This window comes from Nitrobacter sp. TKz-YC02, assembly GCF_049852135.1.
Lineage (GTDB): Bacteria > Pseudomonadota > Alphaproteobacteria > Rhizobiales > Xanthobacteraceae > Nitrobacter > Nitrobacter vulgaris.
The window spans coordinates 470,401-488,652 of record NZ_CP180728.1 but is presented as its reverse complement, the minus strand read 5'-3'; the positions used below and the strand labels follow the sequence as shown (position 1 = coordinate 488,652).

Here is an 18,252-nt window from a genome sequence, read left to right as displayed (position 1 = left end):
GGGTTGGGCAGATCGAAGTGGCCGGCGACTAGAGGGCTCGGTGTTCTGCCGGAGCCAACCGGGCCTACGCTGGACATACAAGATGCGGCGGTCGAGTGTCAGCATTTGCCGTCAGATTTGCTGACAGATTGCGACTTCTGAAATCGAAACTTCAGTCCGAGGGAGACGTTGCGACCATGACGGCGAGCCCAGTATGGCGCGGGACAGGAGTGAGCCGCCTTTTGGCTGCGCCTGTCGTGCTGCTCTGCGCGGCGCTTGCCCTCAGTGGATGCGGCGACATGACCCGGTTCCAGACCGACTCTCCCTCATCCGTCAAACCGATAAAGCCCGCGCGGGCCGCGACCCATACTCCAGCGTCCGACCGCGAGCACGAGCGCATCCTCGCCTCTTACGGCGGAGCGTATGACGATCCCAAACTCGAAGCGCTGATCAACAAAACGGTCGAGCGGCTTGTGGCGGCGTCCGAGCGGCCCGACCTCACCTACAAGGTCACGATCCTCAATTCAGGCGCGGTGAACGCCTTCGCGCTGCCAACCGGCCAGCTTTACGTGACACGCGGCCTGATGGCGCTGGCCAACGACACCTCGGAATTGTCCTCGGTGCTGTCGCACGAGATGGCGCATGTTCTGGCCAAGCACGCCACCATCCGCGAAGACCAGGCGCGGCAGGCCGCCCTCGTCAGCCACGTCGTCACCGAAATGGGGACCGACCCGGATCTGACGGCGCTGGCGCTCGCCAAATCCAAGCTGACGCTCGCAAGCTTTTCGCGCACCCAGGAATTCGAAGCCGACGGCATCGGCGTCGGGATTTCCGCGCGGGCCCATTTTGACCCTTATGGCGCAGCGCGCTTCCTGACGGCAATGGAACGCAATGCGGCGCTCAAGGCCGGCAAGCCCTCGTTGGACCCGCGCTCGCAGGACTTCCTGTCGTCGCATCCCGCAACGCCAGAGCGCGTCCAGAACGCACAGGTCAATGCGCGGCAATACAGTGCTCCCGCGCAAGGCGAACGAGACCGCGAGACTTACCTCGACGCGATCGACAACGTTGTCTACGGCGAGGATCCGAGTGAGGGGTTCGTTCGTGGCCGGCGTTTCCTGCATCCAAAGCTCGGCTTTACGTTTCAGGCGCCAGAAGGTTTCGTACTCGACAATACGGCTCAGGCAGTGATCGGCGTTCGCGAGGGCGGCAGTCAGGCCATGCGCTTCGACGTCGTCCGGGTGCCCGCGGAACAGAAGCTTACCGAGTATCTCAACTCCGGGTGGATGGAGAACGTCAACAAGGCATCGACCGAGGAACTAACTATCAACGGCTTTCCCGCGGCATCAGCGGTTGCCAGCGGCGAGGAATGGCAGTTCCGGATTTATGCCTTGCGCTTCGGCAGCGACGTCTATCGCTTCATTTTCGCCACCCGTCGTAAGACAACGGAAAGCGAACGCAACGCGCGTGAAACGGTCGCCTCCTTCCGCCGTCTGTCGCTGGACGAGATTCAGGCAGCACGACCGCTGCGAATCAAGGTGATCACCGTACAGCCGGGCGATACCGTGGAATCGCTGTCACACCGCATGGCAGGCGTCGATCATCCCGCCGAGCGTTTTCGCGTCGTCAATGGCCTCGATCCGCGCGCCCAAGTCAGTGTCCGCAGCCGAGTCAAGATCGTGGTGGAGTGACGCGAAGCACCGCGCATCAGGACAGGTTTAAACTAGCACGGAATCCCTTGACGCTTCGCTCGCGCTTGCGAGAGCCGTCCTCTCACTTCAGGCCGAAATCCGCCAAAGCCGGCTCGCGCAGGCAATTTCTCGCACTGACCTCTCCAACTTTTTAAACGCGCATTGCCAATCCGCAGGCGCAAGCGGAGTAAGGGTGCTTGAGAGCAAACGAAGATACGCGCTTGACGGAATCAGAACAGCACACAGCAAAAAGCCCGGCCTCTCGGCCGGGCTTTTTGTTTGTCTTGGTTCACCAGAACCCGGTTACGCAGCTTCGTCGGCAACCGCAGCATCATCGCCATCGGCTTCCATGTCGCCGTCGGCCTCGGCGTCCATCTCCGCCTTGGCACCGCGGCGGGGACTCTTGGCCAGTTGCCCCTCGATCTCCTTGACTGCTTCGGTCTCCGTGACGTGCTGAACGACCGCGATCTCGCGCGACAGACGATCAAGCGCGGCCTCGTAGAGCTGACGTTCGCTGTAGGACTGCTCGGGCTGAGATTCCGACCGATAGAGGTCGCGGACCACTTCGGCGATCGCAACAATGTCCCCGGAATTGATCTTCGCTTCATACTCCTGCGCCCGCCGCGACCACATGGTGCGTTTGATGCGCGCGCGGCCCTTCAAGGTTTCGAGCGCCCGCTTGACCAGACCAGGCTCGGACAGCTTACGCATGCCAACATTGGCAATCTTCGCCGTCGGCACCCGCAGTGTCATCTTGTCCTTGATGAAATTGATGACGAACAGTTCGAGCTTGGCTCCGGCAATCTCCTGTTCTTCGATCGCCAAAATCTGGCCGACACCATGCGCCGGATAGACCACAAACTCGTTGGTCTTGAACCCTTGGCGCTGGGTCAGAACCTTCTTCGGCTCCTCGACGTGTGCGGCAGCCCTTGCAACAGACTTCACTGCAGGCGTATTGACCGCAGGCTTATTGGCCATGGTTGCTTTTGCAGCGGACTTTACAGTCGGCTTGACAGAGGTCCTTGAACCTACCTTCGAAGCAGACGCGGTCTTCGAAGCAATCGTCTTCGAACCGGCTTTCGAAGCAGCGGTCTTCGAAGCAGCGGTCTTCGAAGCAGCGGTCTTAGCGGACATCCTGGCGGTCTTGCTTGGCATTTCGCCTCTTTTATTTCTTGAGGATTTTCCGGCCGAACCCTTGGCAGCCGTCGTTCGGGTGATCGGGGCAGCAGTCCGGGTACGAGCTTTTGCTGCACCGCGGTGAGGGGTAGAGGCCCTCGAGTTCGTTTTTTTATTTTTGTTGCGTGTTTTCTGTGACACAGCCTGCGCGCGGGTATTCCCACGCCTTCCTGGATGTTCACGCCAGAGCCCTTCCGGACCCATAAGCAGGTAAAAGCATCGTCGAATTCGAAAACCCGCTCAGTTTAGCACATTTTCTGCGAAAATCAATGATTTATGCTCGCCCGCCCGCACTCTGGCGGGACCTCCGGCGCTTCTGGTCGCAAAAAGGTAAATAGTGGCCAGTAAACGCCTGCCCAAAATCAGACGCGTAAAACACGCCGGAAAGACTCAGTCCCCTGCACCGGGATTTGAAGAAAAATATTTCTCAAATTTGCCATTCTGGCCCTCAAATTCCTTGGCGTCCGGCGGAGCCTCCTTCTTCTGCGTGATGTTTGGCCAGCTCTTGGCGTATTCGGCATTGACTTCAAGCCACTTCTCGAGCCCCGGCTCACTGTCCGGCTTTATCGCTTCGGCGGGGCATTCCGGTTCGCAAACACCGCAATCGATGCACTCATCCGGATGAATGACGAGCATGTTCTCGCCTTCGTAAAAGCAATCGACAGGGCAGACTTCAACGCAATCGGTATATTTGCATTTGATACAGGCATCGTTGACGACGTAAGTCATCCAAGGCTCCGGCACGCTCAGTTTTGCAGGCTGGGGTAGCGCAGGAATAGCACTGCCGCAAGCGGGGGAACCGCTCAACGGGCGTAAGTTATCCATGAACCGCGACTGAGGAACCGGATCGAAACGGACGACGACGGTCGCACGCGCGGGTGCAGCTGAATCACAATCTAGCCATCAGCTCCGCCGGAAACATCCGACATGTCGTCATAAAGGGTTCGTGCTGCGGTCGAACCGCCTCGCCGTTCGGCAAATCCCGTGACCTTAAGGATACGGATGCCTCGCTCCAGTCTGATCGTGAGCACGTCAGACATTTTGAGGGAGTGACCGGGGGATTTCTCCCGTATGCCGTTGACACGAACATGGCCGGCTTCGACCAGCGCAGCAGCTTGGGTACGGGCTTTGACCATCCGCGCATGCCACAACCATTTATCGAGACGCTGGCGCTCCAACACACCCGGTCACTCCAATCGCGAAACTACGCCGCTAGCATGTGTTCCGTAAAAGTAATTACCGGTTTTGCGATCAGAATACGCGCAAGTTATTGATTGAGAGCATCCGGATTCCACTCAGCCGGACATGCTCTCAGGACCGATCGTTCAATCCTTGCGGCCGGCAAGCTGCTCTTTGAGTGCGGCCAGTTTGGCAAACGGCGAGTTCGGATCTATCGACTGCTCGCGCTCGCGCGGCGCGCTGCTGGCGTAGGGACGATGCGAGGGTCCGGCGTCGGAGCGCCCCTCGCGACCGCCCTTGCGGGAACCCTGAACCCCACCCTTGTCCTGGTCCCTGTCCCGACCCTTGTCTTTGAAGCGCTCGCGCGGACGCCCCCCCTTGCCTTCACGCGATTCCCTCTCGTTCCCCGCGGGCGCGCTTTCGGCTGCCCCACCGGCAGACTGTCCACGCCGGCCTCGCCTATACCGCTCGCGCCCTTGCGCTCCCTCGGACGTCTCTTTGTCAGCGGTTGCCGGCTGCGGGCCATCCGGCCGCGCCTGTTGCCGGCGATGCCGATTGCGATCGTGGCGCGGACGCCGATCGACGGACCGACCGCCGGGCCGCCAGACCTCAATCATCGCCGGCGCGCCGTCCGCCTCAGCCGGTGTCGCAACATTCACGGCGATCTCGGCGGAGACCGCATCGCCTTCGATTGTGCTCCCGGCAACAACGGGCGCGGAATCAGTCGGCACACCATTGTTGATGGCCGCCTCGCCGGCGTTGGAAGCCGCCGAGGCCCCGACGGCTGAGAATGCCGCAGACGACTCCTCGGCAACTTCAGTCGCCGCTTCGACGGCCGTTGCCGCAACTCCGGATGAATCTGCATCCCCCGCAGTCTCCGGTTCAACAGGCCGGATATCGGCTGTATCCGCGCGGTCGGAAACAGGCTCCTGCCCCTCAAGCACGCCACCGATCGCAGCCGCTTGCTGCGACGCGCTTTCCGGTACTCCGCCAGAAACCGTTTCCGCGGTGATCCCCGTCACAGGACCACTCTCCGTCGCAGGTGGCGGTACCGGACACCGCTCCATGCGATAGCCGAGGGCGCTCAAGATGGAGGCGAAATCCTCACCAGCAGTGCCTGCGAGCGACGTCATGGCCTGCGTCACAACAAACCCGCGGCCATCGAATGCGCCGGCAGGCTTTTCGCCGGGCGCCCCTTCCCGCCAGGACAGCGCCGGGCGGATCAGGTCGGCAAGCCTTTCGAGAATATCGACGCGGACGGCGCGTCCGCCACATTGCCGATAGCCGAGGGCGCGATAGGCGTCGCGATCGAGCAGCTTGTCCGCCGGGAACGAAGTGCGGCCACTGCTTGCGAGATGCTGCGCGCTGGACAGCGCCGAAAGGTCGGCATTCTCCTGCTTCAGCGCCCACAACAGTGAGGCCAGCGACCGCGCAGCCGGCTTCAAAAGCAAGGGGAAATAGATATGGTAAGCGCCGAAACGCACCCCGTACTTGCGCAAGGACGAGCGCGACGGCTGATCGAGATCCTTTAGTTCCGCAGCGACCTTTTGCCGCTCCAGCACGCCGAGCGCCTCGATCAACTGGAAGGCAATGCCGCGTGCGATACCGGTGATATCCTCCGCTTTAGACAACTCGAATAGCGGCCCGAGAAGCTTCTCGATATGGGTTTTCAACCATAGGTCGAGCCTGGCTTGCACCGCCTCGCGCGGCGCTCCGGTCAGCCGCTCGTCGGAAATGATCCGCAGCCGCGGATGCAGCGCGTCGTCTGCAGCCACCAGTCGCGCCACCGCGTCTCCCGTCCAGCGAATGGTGCCATCCGAGGTCAGCACAAACTGGTCGTCCGCCGCCCCCGACAATTTCTCCGCGCGCGCCTCGATTTCGCCAGCTAGCGCCTTTTGCGCGATCGCCTGCAAGGCCTTGGCTTCGGAACCCGCCTCCGCCGCATCCGGCGCAAACGTAAATCCGTCAAGACGGCCGATCACATGGCCCTCAACGATCACCTCACCCGTCTTGCCGATTTCCGTATCCAACATCGTGTTTTCCCGCAGGCGGCGCATCAATACACTGGTCCGGCGGTCAACGAAACGCTCCGTAAGCCTTTGGTGCAGCGCATCGGACAATTTATTTTCGACCTCTCGCGAAATTGCCTGCCAGTGCCCGGGATCAGCCAGCCAGTCCGGGCGATTTGCCACGAAAGTCCAGGTCCGGATCTGCGCGATCCGTCCCGACAAGGTATCGATATCCCCGTCGGCACGATCGGCCTGCGCGACCTGGGCCGCGAACCAGTCGTCAGGAATCTTGCCTTCACGCATCAGAAAGCCAAACAGTGTCGTCACCAGTTCGGCGTGAGCCGCCGGCGCGATCTTGCGATAATCCGGGATTTGGCAAGCGTCCCACAGCCGCTCCACCGCAGCCGCGCTTTGCGCCATGGCGCGCACCTCGACGTCGCGCGCCGCGTGATCGAGCACCCGCAAATCTTCGGCGATCGGCGCGCGGGTCAGCGCCTCGTGCGAGGGAATCAGCGCCAGCGAGACTTGCAACCCGCCGAGCGAAGAAAAATCGAGATCGGAATTGCGCCACTGCAGCGTTCTGACGGCCTCAAAAGTGTGGTTCTGCAGCGCGTCCACGAGTTCGGGCTCGAACGGCGCACAGCGTCCGGTGGTGCCGAAGGTGCCGTTGCGAGTGGCGCGGCCGGCGCGGCCAGCAATCTGCGCGAACTCAGCCGGCGTGAGCCGGCGAAACTGGTAGCCGTCGTATTTACGGTCCGAAGCGAAGGCAACGTGATCGACGTCAAGATTGAGACCCATGCCGACCGCGTCGGTGGCGACCAGATAATCGACGTCACCGGATTGGAACATCGCAACCTGCGCATTACGGGTGCGCGGGCTAAGCGATCCCAACACCACCGCTGCCCCACCGTGTTGGCGTCGGATCAGTTCGGCAATGGCGTAAACCTCGTCCGCCGAGAAGGCGACGATCGCAGTGCGGCGAGGCTGCCGGGTGATCTTGCGGTCGCCGGCGAATTCAAGCTGGGATAGCCGCGGGCGCGTGACGATACTCGCGCCAGGCAAAAGCCGCTCGACGATCGGGCGCATGGTGGCTGCACCGAGCAGCAACGTCTCGTCGCGGCCACGCCGGCGTAGCAGGCGGTCGGTGAAAACATGGCCCCTTTCAAGGTCGGCCGCGATCTGGATTTCATCGATGGCGAGGAAAGACACGTCAAGATCGCGCGGCATCGCTTCGACGGTCGAGACCCAAAAGCGCGGGCGGGCCGGCTTGATCTTCTCCTCACCGGTGACCAGGGCGACGGAATCCGCCCCGGCGCGGTCGACAATCTTGTTGTAGATCTCGCGAGCGAGCAGTCGCAGCGGCAGGCCGATAATGCCGGAGGAATGCGCCAGCATCCGCTCGATGGCCAAATGGGTCTTGCCAGTGTTGGTCGGACCGAGCACTGCCGTCACGCCCGCGCCGGGCGCGCGACCGTTGCCGGGCGGAAATATCGAAGCTGAAAAGGCCATATTTTCCGAGGGCTTTTGCGGCGCTAGCGGAGCGGGAAGGCGAATGTCAAATCCAAAGCTCCACTGGAGGCTATTGGCCTGGCTCGATCGATCCCAACATTTGCGTAGGCACCCTGCTTGGAGGGGACGCAACCGCACCACGGGATCGGATGTGTTTCACAATGCGACGCATGCCGAGCCGCAGCTTAAGCTTTGGAACGAGTCCGGAACGAATCGCGCCCGAATCGCTGACTCCTGATCTATCTGGCTTCGTTCACCGCAACATCTCGTGTTTGAATGGACCTATGGAAACTAGATCAAGTTCTGCGCCGCTTAACAAGAGCAGCAATTTCTCTTCGTTTATGAATCCATGGACGCATGAATTCAACAGCAGGAGTCAACAGGATTCTCTTGAAACGAAACGACCTGTCGCCGGTCCCGCGCAGTGCCCACTCCTACCGGGTTTTAGCTGCCGTCTGCGGCGGTATGGCAGTCGTGTGGAACTCTGTCGCCTCCAGCTTGCCCGTGCCTAGCGGCGTTGGAATCGTCAGACGATAGGGTACGAGCACGCGTGTGCCGGCGATCGGCGCCAGCCAGACCTCCATATTGCGCTCGGCGGCAAGATATTTGATCGCGAAGCGGTCCGGGACGTAGCCAGCGATCGGCGAAAAAAAGATCGCACAGACCACGACCGGGCCTTGATAGCCTTTTCCCGACTTCACCATGTCCATGCGCTTGAAGTCGAGGCGCAGGTCGTAGCGCATGCGGCCGTCGAATATCCCGGTCGAGGCATGACAGGCGCTGGGGCCGAGCGGGTCGGTAGTGCCGGGAGCCCGCAGCAGCGTTGCGCTCATTGGATCGAACACACCGCGCTTGTGCGCATCGTTGACCGGAATGCGCTTGGGGTCGACCGGTGGGGTCGGCTCGATGACGAAATCCTTTACATTGCCGCCCGCCAGCGACATGCGAATGGTCTCGGATTTCTTGGAGGACGAGATGGTCGCAATATAGCTCGCGGGAATCAACGCGCCGTTGACGATGCGGCCCTGCGAGGAGCCCGTGCCGGTCCCGTGGGCAAGCGCCTTAAGAAGCCCCGTGGCGCCCCCGCTTGCCGCGGCCGAATACTGATCGTCGAGGATATCGACTGTCCAGGCGCCGGTGCCGACGAGAATCCCCGCCAAGGTGACGTCATAGCGAGCCTCAAGCTTGCCCTGCGCCGCCACCGGCGCCGCTACCGTCAACATCGCGGCAAACATGGCAAACGGCACGCCGGCCAGTTGCCAAATTGAACAAAGAATCCATCGGAGCAACGTCGTCCGGCATAAGCTCACAACGGGTGGCCCTGCATGTCTCCGTCTGGTCCCGAATATTCCAACAGACTTGGCTTTCCCAAGCCTGCAGACTATCGCCGGTTGTAACGACCGTTGAATCCTCATCTAAGCAGAAGCCACCGAGGGAACCCAGCCCGGCACATCTGCGAACACGTGAAAAAACAGGGTCGGCTCGGGATTACCGCTTCGGGCCCTGACAAATCTCGGCCTCCTCTGCAACACCGTGGTCGATGGCCATCCGTCGATACGGATTGCGCCCTTTATATGATGCAGGACACGATGCAGGCAACGCGCGCAGAAATCCGGCCGGAATAATGAGACGGATGGGGTTCATGAGCGCAAATAAGCCGAGTTCGGTCCCGACGCCTTGACGCCCTGCTGCTGTCCCCCTATACGTCCGGCGTTCCTAAAATGGACACGATTTCGAACCCCGAGCCCGCCTTGAAAGCAGATGCCGGGGACGACAGAGGATTTTCGTATGTCCCGGCGCTGCGAACTGACGGCCAAGGCTCCTTTGGTGGGCCACAGGGTCAGCCATTCCAACATCAAGACCAAGCGGCGCTTCCTGCCGAACTTGGTGAACGTCACCTTTGTGTCAGAAACTCTGGCTAGTTCGCTCCGGTTCCGGGTGTCGACCCATGCCCTGAGGAGCGTGGACCATCGCGGCGGTTTCGATGCCTTTTTATTGAAGGCGAAGGACTCAGAGCTTTCACCGAAAGCGGTCGAGATCAAGCGCCAGATCCAAAAGAAGCAGACCGCCAAGGCCAGCTAGAGCCTTTCCGCTTCTGACGGAATCAGAAGCGAGGCTCATGATTTTAATCTAACGTGTTTCTTCACGCGAACAGGTCATAATCCTCAGGTCAAGCCCGAGGACATGCTTCGCTCGGAAACGCCTCTAGTAGCAGCAGCTCCGATTGTCCGCCTCGAGCGCTGACCTTCCCACCGCTTCAATTCTCGACCAGCGTGAACTGCATTAGCAGCGTGCGCTGGATCAACGAAAAGTTGTCATCGGACACGAGCGTTAGAACGACTTCGCCCTTGTCGTTCACGAACGCACTGATTCCTTCGAAATTGTCGATCTCCTGTCCGAGATCGGCATCGAAAATCGAGGGGCCATCCACCAGCGCGCCGGGCGCGATCGCGTCGATCTTGATCCGGCGGATGCGAACACCGATGCCGCCGGTCAGCGAGAATTTGCGTTCGAGAATCAACAGGTCCCCCGCAGGCAGTAAACAGGCGTCGCTGACATCGAAATTCTCGGTCCGATGGATGGCGAACCGGCCGGGCGAGGGTCCGCCGATCAGGAACGCGATGATATTGCGACCCGTATCGAGCCCACGTTCGGAGATCGCGATCAGCGTGCCGCCGAGCGGTCTGTCGCGTGGAACGACCACCATCGCCTCAACCCCCCGGTTAAACGACAGCCCGCGGATTGCCGCCGGCACTTCGACCTCTTCTCCCCGCGCGCCGGTATATCCCTTGTCGAAGTCGAAGCGCATGATCCGGTTGGCCCGCTCGATGCCGACATAGACCAGCGATCCATCGAGCGCGATCGATTCAGTATCGAACCAGCCGCGCGCTGTGATCGGCCTGCCATCGTGTCCTAGCATCGGCGCAGCCTCGACGTCCGCGAGCCCGACCATCTCACCGACCGTCCCGTAGACGATGCGGCCGGTGAACCAGGTGCCTTTGTCGCTGGCGGAAATGAACTGTTGCCCTTTTGAATCCAACCGCAAGCTCGACAACCCTCCGAAGCCGCGAAACGAGGAGGTGAGGATCAGCCCGCTGCGAAAGGCGAGCGATCCGAAGCGTGTGCGCGAGTGATCACGCAGATCGAACGAGGCGACATGACGGGCGTTCACGGCAATCGACACCGCCGCTGGCGGCGTAAGCTCGTCAGGCGGCGGTTGTTCAAGCGCGTGGGTTGCGAATCTCGCGCTGGCCGCGGAGGGGTCCGTCAACAGCAGGCCGGTTGACATCAGGAAAAGCAGGCTGCGGCGATCGATCAATGGTGCCATTCGCGGAGGACCGATCTGTCGGCGATGCGTCCCATACGCAGCCGCGGCATGTTGGCACCGCCGGGGGTCGCTGCGCACACCGGCTGTGTGTAATGGCCCCGCTTTTGCGAAGCAACGCGTTTGCGTCCCGGGCGGGATGCCACCAACGCGCGCCGAGCTACTACGAATGCAGCTTGCGCGGGCGGCGCACTGGCGCCGGCGGCGGATCATGCGTCTCGCTGAACAGTTCGGCGAGCTGTTCGGTAATAGCGCCGCCGAGTTCTTCGGCATCCACGATGGTCACCGCGCGGCGATAATAGCGCGTCACATCGTGACCGATGCCGATGGCAATCAATTCGACCGGAGATCGGGTTTCGATTTCCTCGATCACCCATCGCAGGTGACGCTCGAGATAATTTCCCGGATTGACCGAGAGAGTGGAATCATCGACCGGTGCACCGTCAGATATCATCATCAAAATTTTACGCTGCTCGGAACGGCCCAGCAGCCGCTTATGCGCCCAGTCCAGCGCCTCACCGTCGATGTTCTCCTTGAGCAGACCCTCGCGCATCATCAACCCGAGGTTTTTCCGGGCCCGCCGCCAGGGGGCATCGGCGGCTTTATAAATGATATGACGGAGATCGTTGAGCCGCCCCGGCGTGACCGGCTTGCCGGCGGCGAGCCACGCCTCACGCGACTGTCCACCCTTCCAGGCTCGCGTCGTGAAGCCGAGAATTTCGACCTTGACGCCGCATCGTTCCAGCGTGCGCGCCAGAATATCGGCGCAGGTCGCGGCCACCGTGATCGGCCTGCCTCGCATCGAACCGGAATTGTCGAGCAGCAACGTCACCACGGTATCACGGAAGGTCGCCTCTTTCTCGTGCTTGAACGATAGCGGCTGATAGGGATCGATCACCACGCGCGCCAACCGCGCCGGATCGAGAATGCCTTCTTCCAGATCAAACTCCCAGGCGCGATTTTGTTGCGCCATCAAGCGACGCTGAAGGCGATTGGCGAGCCGCGCCACAATGCCCTGCAGGTGCGCAAGCTGCTTGTCGAGATAGCTACGCAGCCGCTCCAGTTCGTCATGATCGCAGAGGTCTTCAGCAGCGATGATCTCATCGAATTTTGGCGCGAAAGCGTGATATTCCGGGCCGCGCGGTTCATTGGCGCCCCTCACATTGGGCCGCGTTGCCTCGCCGGGCATCTCATCCTCAGCAAGGTCGCCATCCTCGAAAGTATCGCTCGCGGAAGCCTGCGCGCTTTCCATGGCGCCGTCCGGCATTTCATCAGTCGCATCCTGCGCCTGATCCGCATTCATCTCCTGGGCGGCCTCGCTGTCGAGCGAGCCTTCCGCGCCGGACTGATCGTTCTCGCCCTCGCGGTTGTCGTCCTGGTTCTCCTCCTTCTCTGTCTCAGTATTGGTGTCGTCACCGAGATCGAGCTCCGACAACAGGTCGTGCACGAGGTCGCCGAACTTCGCCTGGTCCTCGGTAAAATGGCTGAGCTGATCCAGCCGAGTGCCGATCTTGTCTTCCAGGAACGGTCGCCAAAGATCGACCACCTTGCACGCAGCGGTAGGCGGCGGCAGGCCGGTTAGCCGCTCGCGCACCATCATCGCCAGCGCATCCGATAGCGGCGCGTCGGCACGGTCGGTGATCTCGTCGTATTTGCCGCGATGGAAATGATCGTCGAGCATCGCAGTCAGATTCTTTGCGACCCCTGTCATCCGGCGAGAGCCAATGGCCTCGACCCGAGCCTGCTCTACTGCGTCGAATACGCCCTTCGCCTGCGGATTACCGGGCATCAGCTTGCGGTGCACTTTCGGATCGTGGCAGGCGATCTTCAGCGCGATCGAATCCGCATGACCCCGCACGATCGCCGCGTCGCGCCTGCTCATCTTGCGCCCGGGCTCAGGTAGCCGCGCCTTACCCGGCGACAGACCAGGCCGCTCGATGGCAAACGTCACTTCAAGCTCAGGTTGTCGGGCGATGGCGCGCAGGCAGGACGTCACCGCACGCTTGAAAGGCTCGGTCGGCGCTTCCTTCGGCGCGGTACGGAACTTGTTACTGGGTGATGCGGTGCTCATAACGCCTTTCCCTCGACCCGCGCGCGGGGAGAGGTATACAGAATCAACTCAACGCTACGTTGACCGCGGATTCGCTCAGTTCGACGTTGAAGCAGCGCTGGTAGAATTCAGCGACCAGCGGGCGCTCGAGTTCGTCGCACTTGTTGAGGAAGGTAACGCGAAAGGCAAAGCCCAGATCGTCGAAAATCTCGGCGTTCTCTGCCCAGGTGATGACGGTACGCGGGCTCATCACCGTGGAGAGATCGCCGTTGGCGAAGGCATTACGCGTGAGATCCGCTAACCTCACCATTTTACCGACAGTATCGCGGCCTTCTGGCGTGCGATAGCGTCGGGCCTTGGCCAGAACAATCTCGACCTCGTTGTCGTGCGGTAAATAGTTCAGCGTGGCAACAATGTTCCAGCGGTCCATCTGCGCCTGATTGATCTGCTGGGTGCCATGATAAAGGCCGGAAGTGTCGCCGAGACCGATGGTATTCGCAGTCGCGAACAGGCGGAACGCCGGATGTGGCTTAATGACTCGGCTCTGATCGAGCAGCGTCAAGCGTCCTGAGGATTCCAGCACGCGCTGGATCACGAACATCACGTCCGGACGGCCGGCATCGTATTCGTCGAAGCACAACGCCACATTGTTCTGGTAGGCCCATGGCAGAATGCCGTCGCGGAATTCGGTGACCTGCTTGCCGTCCTTGACCACGATCGCATCCTTGCCGACGAGATCGATCCGGCTGATGTGACTGTCGAGATTGACGCGCACGCAAGGCCAGTTCAACCGCGCCGCCACCTGCTCGATATGGGTTGATTTGCCGGTACCATGATAGCCAGTCACCATGACACGGCGGTTCTTGGCGAAGCCGGCGAGAATTGCCAGCGTGGTTGCGCGATCGAAGCGGTAATCGGGATCAATATCCGGCACGTGTGGATCGGTCCCGGAATAGGCGGGAACCTCGAGATCACTGTCGATTCCGAACACCTGCCGCACCGACACCTTCATGTCTGGCAGGCCTGCGGAGGTTTCGGTTTTGGTCATGGCGGCGGTCGTCATCAATCCTCCGAGGTTCGGGGGGCGCTCCCGAAACCAGGACGCGCATGGCTACGGATGAGAGGCCCGCGCGAAATTTAGCAGAGAGCAGTAGCCGGCAGAAGCCCGTCAGACGATCAAAGTTCCATTGGGATATCATCGAGATATGCACCAAATGCAGATTTTGAAGGACTGCTCCGCGAATCAGGCCCGCTCAGCCAAAATTTTGCCGGAAGAACTCTTGAACCAAGGAGACCTTGGAGACATTTGGTGAAACTAGGCGTCAGCCGGGGCGCGAGGACTTTCGTGACCGATTTCATCGCGCATTTGAGCAGCCTCGTGGCCGCCCATGCAGGGCTCGCCTATTTCGTCGTCTTTCTCGCCGCATTGCTCGAGGCCGTTCCGGTGTTCGGCTCGCTTATCCCCGGTTCGACAATCATTCTCGCAATGAGCGCCCTGATCGGCAGCGGCGAACTGAAACTTTTACCAGTCATGCTTGCCGCGATCGTCGGGGCCGTCATCGGCGACGGCAGCGCGTTCTGGATCGGGCATCGATCCGAACGCGAAATCCTCGGGATCTGGCCGATGTCGCGCTATCCCGGCCTCGTCGGGCAGAGCAAAACCTTCTTCAATCGTTATGGCACGCTGGCCGTATTCTTTGCCCGCTTCGTCGCACCGGTACGCGCCCTGGTGCCGCTGACAGCCGGCGCGCTGGGGATGCCGCCGTTGCTATTTTCTGCCGTGAACATCCCGGCGATCTTGCTCTGGGCTTCCGCGCATATCTTGCCCGGCGCGCTCGCAATATCGGCGCTGCATCATTATGGCGGGCTACCTCATCATTTCGGCAAACTGATCTGGATTGCTGCCGTGATCGTCGTTGCCGCGATCATCGGCGCCGGGACATGGTGGCGTTACCGCGGGCGCGGCTGCAACCTGTCTGCCACTGTGGATAAGCGAACCGGCTAGTGGTCCGGTTCTAACATTCGCATCCCGGTTCAGCAGGCGCTTTTGCGGGTATTAGAAACACGGGACCACTACAACTAGAAACTTCTAGTGGAGTTTTGGATTTTACATTCGCAATGCGCGCCCGCAGCAGGTGAGTTGCGAATGTCAATCCACTCCACTCGCTATCATTGGAGCGATCATGACCAAACCTCTTGTGGTGTCCATTCCACACCGCCTCGGCAAGGACGAAGCGGTGCGCCGGATGAAAGCGGGACTTGGCAGCGCCCGAACGCAATACGCCCAGTTAATCCAGGTCAATGAAGAACTGTGGAGCGGCGACCGCCTGGTTTTTTCCGTCACTGCCATGAAACAACAGGTGTCGGGAATTATGGATGTGTCCGAGGACCATGTTCGTCTCGAAGTGACATTGCCGTGGCTGCTCAGTCGCCTGGCCCACGGAATTCAAGGCGTGATTGAGAAAAAAGGCACACTGATGCTCGAGAAGAAAACGGATGAACGTTGACACGCGTCAACCTTCGATGGGAACCCGCGCGAGGCGACGCCTCACGCGCTGCGCACGACCGTCTTCAGGTAATTGTACGCCTTGATGATCTCGATCAGGCGATCTTCCGTCGAGCGATCGCCGCCGTTGGCATCGGGATGATGCTGCTTCACCAGCATCTTGTATTTCGCCTTCACAATTTCGAGCGTCGCGTCGGCGCCTAGGCCCAATACTTGTAACGCCTTGCGCTCCGCGTTGAATACCTTGCGCGTCTCGGGTTTGGCTTCGGAGCCTGACCCCGGACCGGGACGCCATTTTCCGCGGCCATTGAGTTCACCGAACACGCTGAAGGGATCGGCCATGCCGTCGAGATCGATGTCGCCGGCCTTGCCTTTGCCCTTGGTGCCGTTGGCGCCCATCTTCCAGGTCGGGCGGTGGCCGGTCAGCGCATCCTTCTGATAGCGCGCGACCGCGTCCGCATTCATGCCCTGAAAGAAATTGTAGGACTGGTTATACGCGCGAACATGATTGAGGCAGAAATGGAAATACTCGCGCTCGTTGCCACGGCCTTTCGGTGCGCGGTGTGACCCTCTGCTCTCACAGTCCGGCCACTCGCAGGCGACCACTTCCTCGCGCGCGCGCGGCTGCTTCGCACCGGCCCTTGGCTTGATGCGGATGCTATCGAAGAATTTCGACGAATCTATCGGCATGATGTGTTTGACACCGCAATGCTCTAGGCTTCAAGTCTTGACATCGCATTTATTCCGTCCGGCGTCCGCGCCATTGACGGAAACGAACGATGGGCGTTAAGTCGCTCGCCATGAGCGTGAAGGATAGCATCTCGCAGAAACTCAACGAAGCTTTCGCGCCAGAAAGCCTCGATGTCGCCGACGAGTCGTATCTTCATGAGGGTCACGCCGGCCATCGGCCGGGCGGCGAGACGCATTTCCGTATTCATATTGTGTCGCGAGCTTTCGAAGGAAAGAGCCGGGTCGAGCGTCATCGGATGATAAATACGCTGCTCGCCGTGGAACTGGCCGGACCCATTCACGCGCTGGCGATTCGGGCGACGGTACCGGGCGAACCGGGAAGCTGAATGCGGGGCACGGGGACAGCAAGGTCCGTCCCTCGTGGTGGTTTCAACTGGATGTGGATAGTCGGCCGGCAAGAACCGCTTCGAAGCAGCGTGTCCATCGCCAGCGCACACGCCGCTCAAAATTCACCTTGCGCTTTTATCGGATATTAACCCGCTTTTCAGTACATCGGAGCAGACTACCTCCGTGTTACGGCAAAACGCGAACGCAGTAGGGCGTAACGCATTCGGATTCGACTCGCTGGAATCATCCATGGCCGAAGCAGCCTCGACGGCGCTCATCGCCGAACTGGAAAGTGCGGTGAAGGGCGGCTCATCCGAGCGACGGCTCCAGATGCTTCGCCAGGTCACCGACCTGTTCCTGTCCGATGTCGACCGGCTCAACGAAAATCAAATCGGCGTCTTCGATGACGTTCTCGTCCGGCTGATGGAGCAGATGGAGGCGCGCACGCTGGCGCAACTCAGCACGAACCTTTCGGGGTCAAGCCTCGCGCCGAAGGAGACCGTCCGGCAACTTGCTTATCATCAGGATGAGTCAGTCGCAGTACCGGTTTTGACAAAATCAACCAGACTGTCTGATGGCGACCTGATTGAAATCGCGAGCCTGCGCGGGCCGCAGCACCTGCTCGCCATATCGCACCGCGATACTTTGAGCGAGGGAGTGACCGACGTGCTGCTTAAACGCGGCGATTCGCGGGTCTCCCATACGCTGGCCAAGAATGCAGGCGCGCGCTTCTCCGAAACCGGCTACGCGGTCCTGGTTGAAAGCTCCGAAAAGGACGATACGCTCGCTGAGAAGCTTGGGCTGCGGTTGGACATCCCGCTCAAGGTGCTCCGCGAACTTCTTTCCCGAGCCAGCGCCGCGGTGCGAGAGCGTCTGCTCAAGGCGGCGCCCCCTGAAATGCGCGCGAAGATTCAAGCCGCGATCCAATCAGTGGTCGAACAGATCGCCTCTCCCAGCGTGGCCCCGGTCAACTACGCCGAGTCGGAGTCGATGGTCCTTGCCCTGAACCGGGCCGGAAAGCTCGGCGACCAAACCATCAACCGGTTTGCGATACAGGGTGAGTACACCCACATTATTGCCGCGCTCGCGCTGTTGAACTCAGTGAGAATCGAAGCAATCGAGCCGCTGATCTCCAACCCTCGCCCCGACGGATTGATCGTTGCCTGCAAGGCAGCGCGGCTGGACTGGTCAACGACCAATATGATCCTTCGCAATCGCCCGCATTGCCGTCCTCTGACCAAGCAGGAATTCGAAAGCGGCCGCGAAGTGTTCGACGCGCTCTCTCTGTCATCAGCGCAACGCACCATCCGGTTCTGGTCCGCGCGCGGCTCGGCGAGGAAAGCCGATGCGCCGGACACGGCGGTCGCCATTTCGGACATCTGAGCCATGAGTTGGGGCAATCGGAAAGACGACCGGGTGACGTTCGCTACCGGCTATTCCGTCCTGATGATGGGAATCGACGGAACATGGCAACGGTCATGCACCATGCTGGACATCTCCAACAGCGGCGCGCGTCTTCAGGTGAAAGACTCGATCGAAGGATTGAACCTCAAGGAGTTCTTTCTGCTCCTGTCATCGACCGGCCTCGCCTTTCGTCGCTGTGAGCTCGTCCGCGTCAATGGCGACGAGATTGGCGTCAAATTCGTTGAGGACAAGGTTCCGAACAAGAAGAAAGGCCGGGCGCTTGCCAAATCCGATTCGTGACATAGCGCGTTTTTGAGCGAAGCATGTCCTCGGACTTGACTCGATGATGG

General features: G+C 60.6%; 16 protein-coding genes. 7 read left to right on the top strand and 9 right to left on the bottom strand.

Annotation, left to right across the window (positions count from 1 at the left end):
• Positions 1–176 precede the first annotated feature (176 nt).
• Positions 177–1,667, top strand: a complete 1,491-nt coding sequence (locus ACM561_RS02295; protein ID WP_079445482.1) for a M48 family metalloprotease — start codon at positions 177–179, stop codon at positions 1,665–1,667.
• A gap of 303 nt (positions 1,668–1,970) precedes the next feature.
• Here ACM561_RS02295 and ACM561_RS02290 read toward each other — a convergent pair whose 3' ends face one another.
• The 5 genes from ACM561_RS02290 to ACM561_RS02270 form a co-directional block, all read right to left on the bottom strand.
• Positions 1,971–2,822, bottom strand: coding sequence for a CarD family transcriptional regulator (locus tag ACM561_RS02290; RefSeq protein WP_425907735.1), 852 nt, complete (start codon positions 2,820–2,822; stop codon positions 1,971–1,973).
• A gap of 411 nt (positions 2,823–3,233) precedes the next feature.
• Entirely contained in the window at positions 3,234–3,572 is a 339-nt protein-coding gene (fdxA, locus tag ACM561_RS02285; RefSeq protein WP_079445480.1) for a ferredoxin FdxA, read from the bottom strand.
• A 167-nt stretch (positions 3,573–3,739) separates the two neighbouring features.
• Positions 3,740–4,021, bottom strand: coding sequence for an RNA-binding S4 domain-containing protein (locus ACM561_RS02280; protein WP_425909613.1), 282 nt, complete (start codon positions 4,019–4,021; stop codon positions 3,740–3,742).
• A gap of 147 nt (positions 4,022–4,168) precedes the next feature.
• Positions 4,169–7,540 (bottom strand): helicase-related protein, encoded by a 3,372-nt coding sequence (locus ACM561_RS02275; RefSeq protein WP_425907734.1) that lies wholly within the window; start codon positions 7,538–7,540, stop codon positions 4,169–4,171.
• Between the two features lie 434 nt (positions 7,541–7,974).
• A complete protein-coding gene (locus ACM561_RS02270) occupies positions 7,975–8,775 on the bottom strand; it encodes a DUF3108 domain-containing protein (protein ID WP_425907732.1) in 801 nt (266 codons plus the stop codon).
• A 553-nt stretch (positions 8,776–9,328) separates the two neighbouring features.
• Here ACM561_RS02270 and rpmB point away from each other — a divergent pair.
• Positions 9,329–9,622 carry a 50S ribosomal protein L28 gene (gene rpmB / locus ACM561_RS02265; protein ID WP_425907731.1) on the top strand — a complete coding sequence of 98 codons (294 nt, stop codon included), beginning with the start codon at positions 9,329–9,331 and terminating at the stop codon, positions 9,620–9,622.
• 175 nt (positions 9,623–9,797) lie between these two features.
• Here the strand turns inward: rpmB and ACM561_RS02260 are convergent, their stop codons facing one another.
• The 3 genes from ACM561_RS02260 to cobS form a co-directional block, all read right to left on the bottom strand.
• Complete coding sequence (locus ACM561_RS02260) at positions 9,798–10,868, bottom strand: esterase-like activity of phytase family protein (protein WP_425907730.1); 1,071 nt, start codon at positions 10,866–10,868, stop codon at positions 9,798–9,800.
• A 160-nt stretch (positions 10,869–11,028) separates the two neighbouring features.
• The gene (gene cobT, locus ACM561_RS02255; RefSeq protein WP_425907729.1) at positions 11,029–12,936 is read right to left on the bottom strand and encodes a cobaltochelatase subunit CobT; all 1,908 of its coding nucleotides are present in this window, start codon (positions 12,934–12,936) and stop codon (positions 11,029–11,031) included.
• 43 nt (positions 12,937–12,979) lie between these two features.
• Positions 12,980–13,978 carry a cobaltochelatase subunit CobS gene (gene cobS, locus ACM561_RS02250; protein ID WP_425907727.1) on the bottom strand — a complete coding sequence of 333 codons (999 nt, stop codon included), beginning with the start codon at positions 13,976–13,978 and terminating at the stop codon, positions 12,980–12,982.
• Positions 13,979–14,260: 282 nt separating this feature from the next.
• Between cobS and ACM561_RS02245 the strand changes: the two genes are divergently transcribed.
• Both ACM561_RS02245 and ACM561_RS02240 read left to right on the top strand, forming a co-directional pair.
• The gene (locus ACM561_RS02245) at positions 14,261–14,920 is read left to right on the top strand and encodes a DedA family protein (RefSeq protein ID WP_425907725.1); all 660 of its coding nucleotides are present in this window, start codon (positions 14,261–14,263) and stop codon (positions 14,918–14,920) included.
• A 178-nt stretch (positions 14,921–15,098) separates the two neighbouring features.
• Positions 15,099–15,422: a polyhydroxyalkanoic acid system family protein gene (locus ACM561_RS02240; protein WP_425907724.1), complete on the top strand. Its 324-nt coding sequence runs from the start codon at positions 15,099–15,101 to the stop codon at positions 15,420–15,422.
• Positions 15,423–15,463: 41 nt separating this feature from the next.
• On the opposite strand, the gene ACM561_RS02235 is transcribed toward ACM561_RS02240, so the two are convergent.
• Entirely contained in the window at positions 15,464–16,111 is a 648-nt protein-coding gene (locus ACM561_RS02235; RefSeq protein WP_425907722.1) for a J domain-containing protein, read from the bottom strand.
• Between the two features lie 110 nt (positions 16,112–16,221).
• On the opposite strand from ACM561_RS02235, the gene ACM561_RS02230 reads away from it, so the two are divergent.
• The 3 genes from ACM561_RS02230 to ACM561_RS02220 all read left to right on the top strand — a co-directional run bounded on the left by ACM561_RS02230 (position 16,222) and on the right by ACM561_RS02220 (position 18,202).
• A complete protein-coding gene (locus ACM561_RS02230; protein ID WP_425909611.1) occupies positions 16,222–16,497 on the top strand; it encodes a BolA family protein in 276 nt (91 codons plus the stop codon).
• Positions 16,498–16,747: 250 nt separating this feature from the next.
• Positions 16,748–17,881, top strand: coding sequence for a DUF2336 domain-containing protein (locus ACM561_RS02225; protein WP_425907720.1), 1,134 nt, complete (start codon positions 16,748–16,750; stop codon positions 17,879–17,881).
• Positions 17,882–17,884: 3 nt separating this feature from the next.
• Positions 17,885–18,202 (top strand): PilZ domain-containing protein, encoded by a 318-nt coding sequence (locus ACM561_RS02220; protein WP_079445466.1) that lies wholly within the window; start codon positions 17,885–17,887, stop codon positions 18,200–18,202.
• The last annotated feature ends 50 nt before the right edge of the window (positions 18,203–18,252 follow it).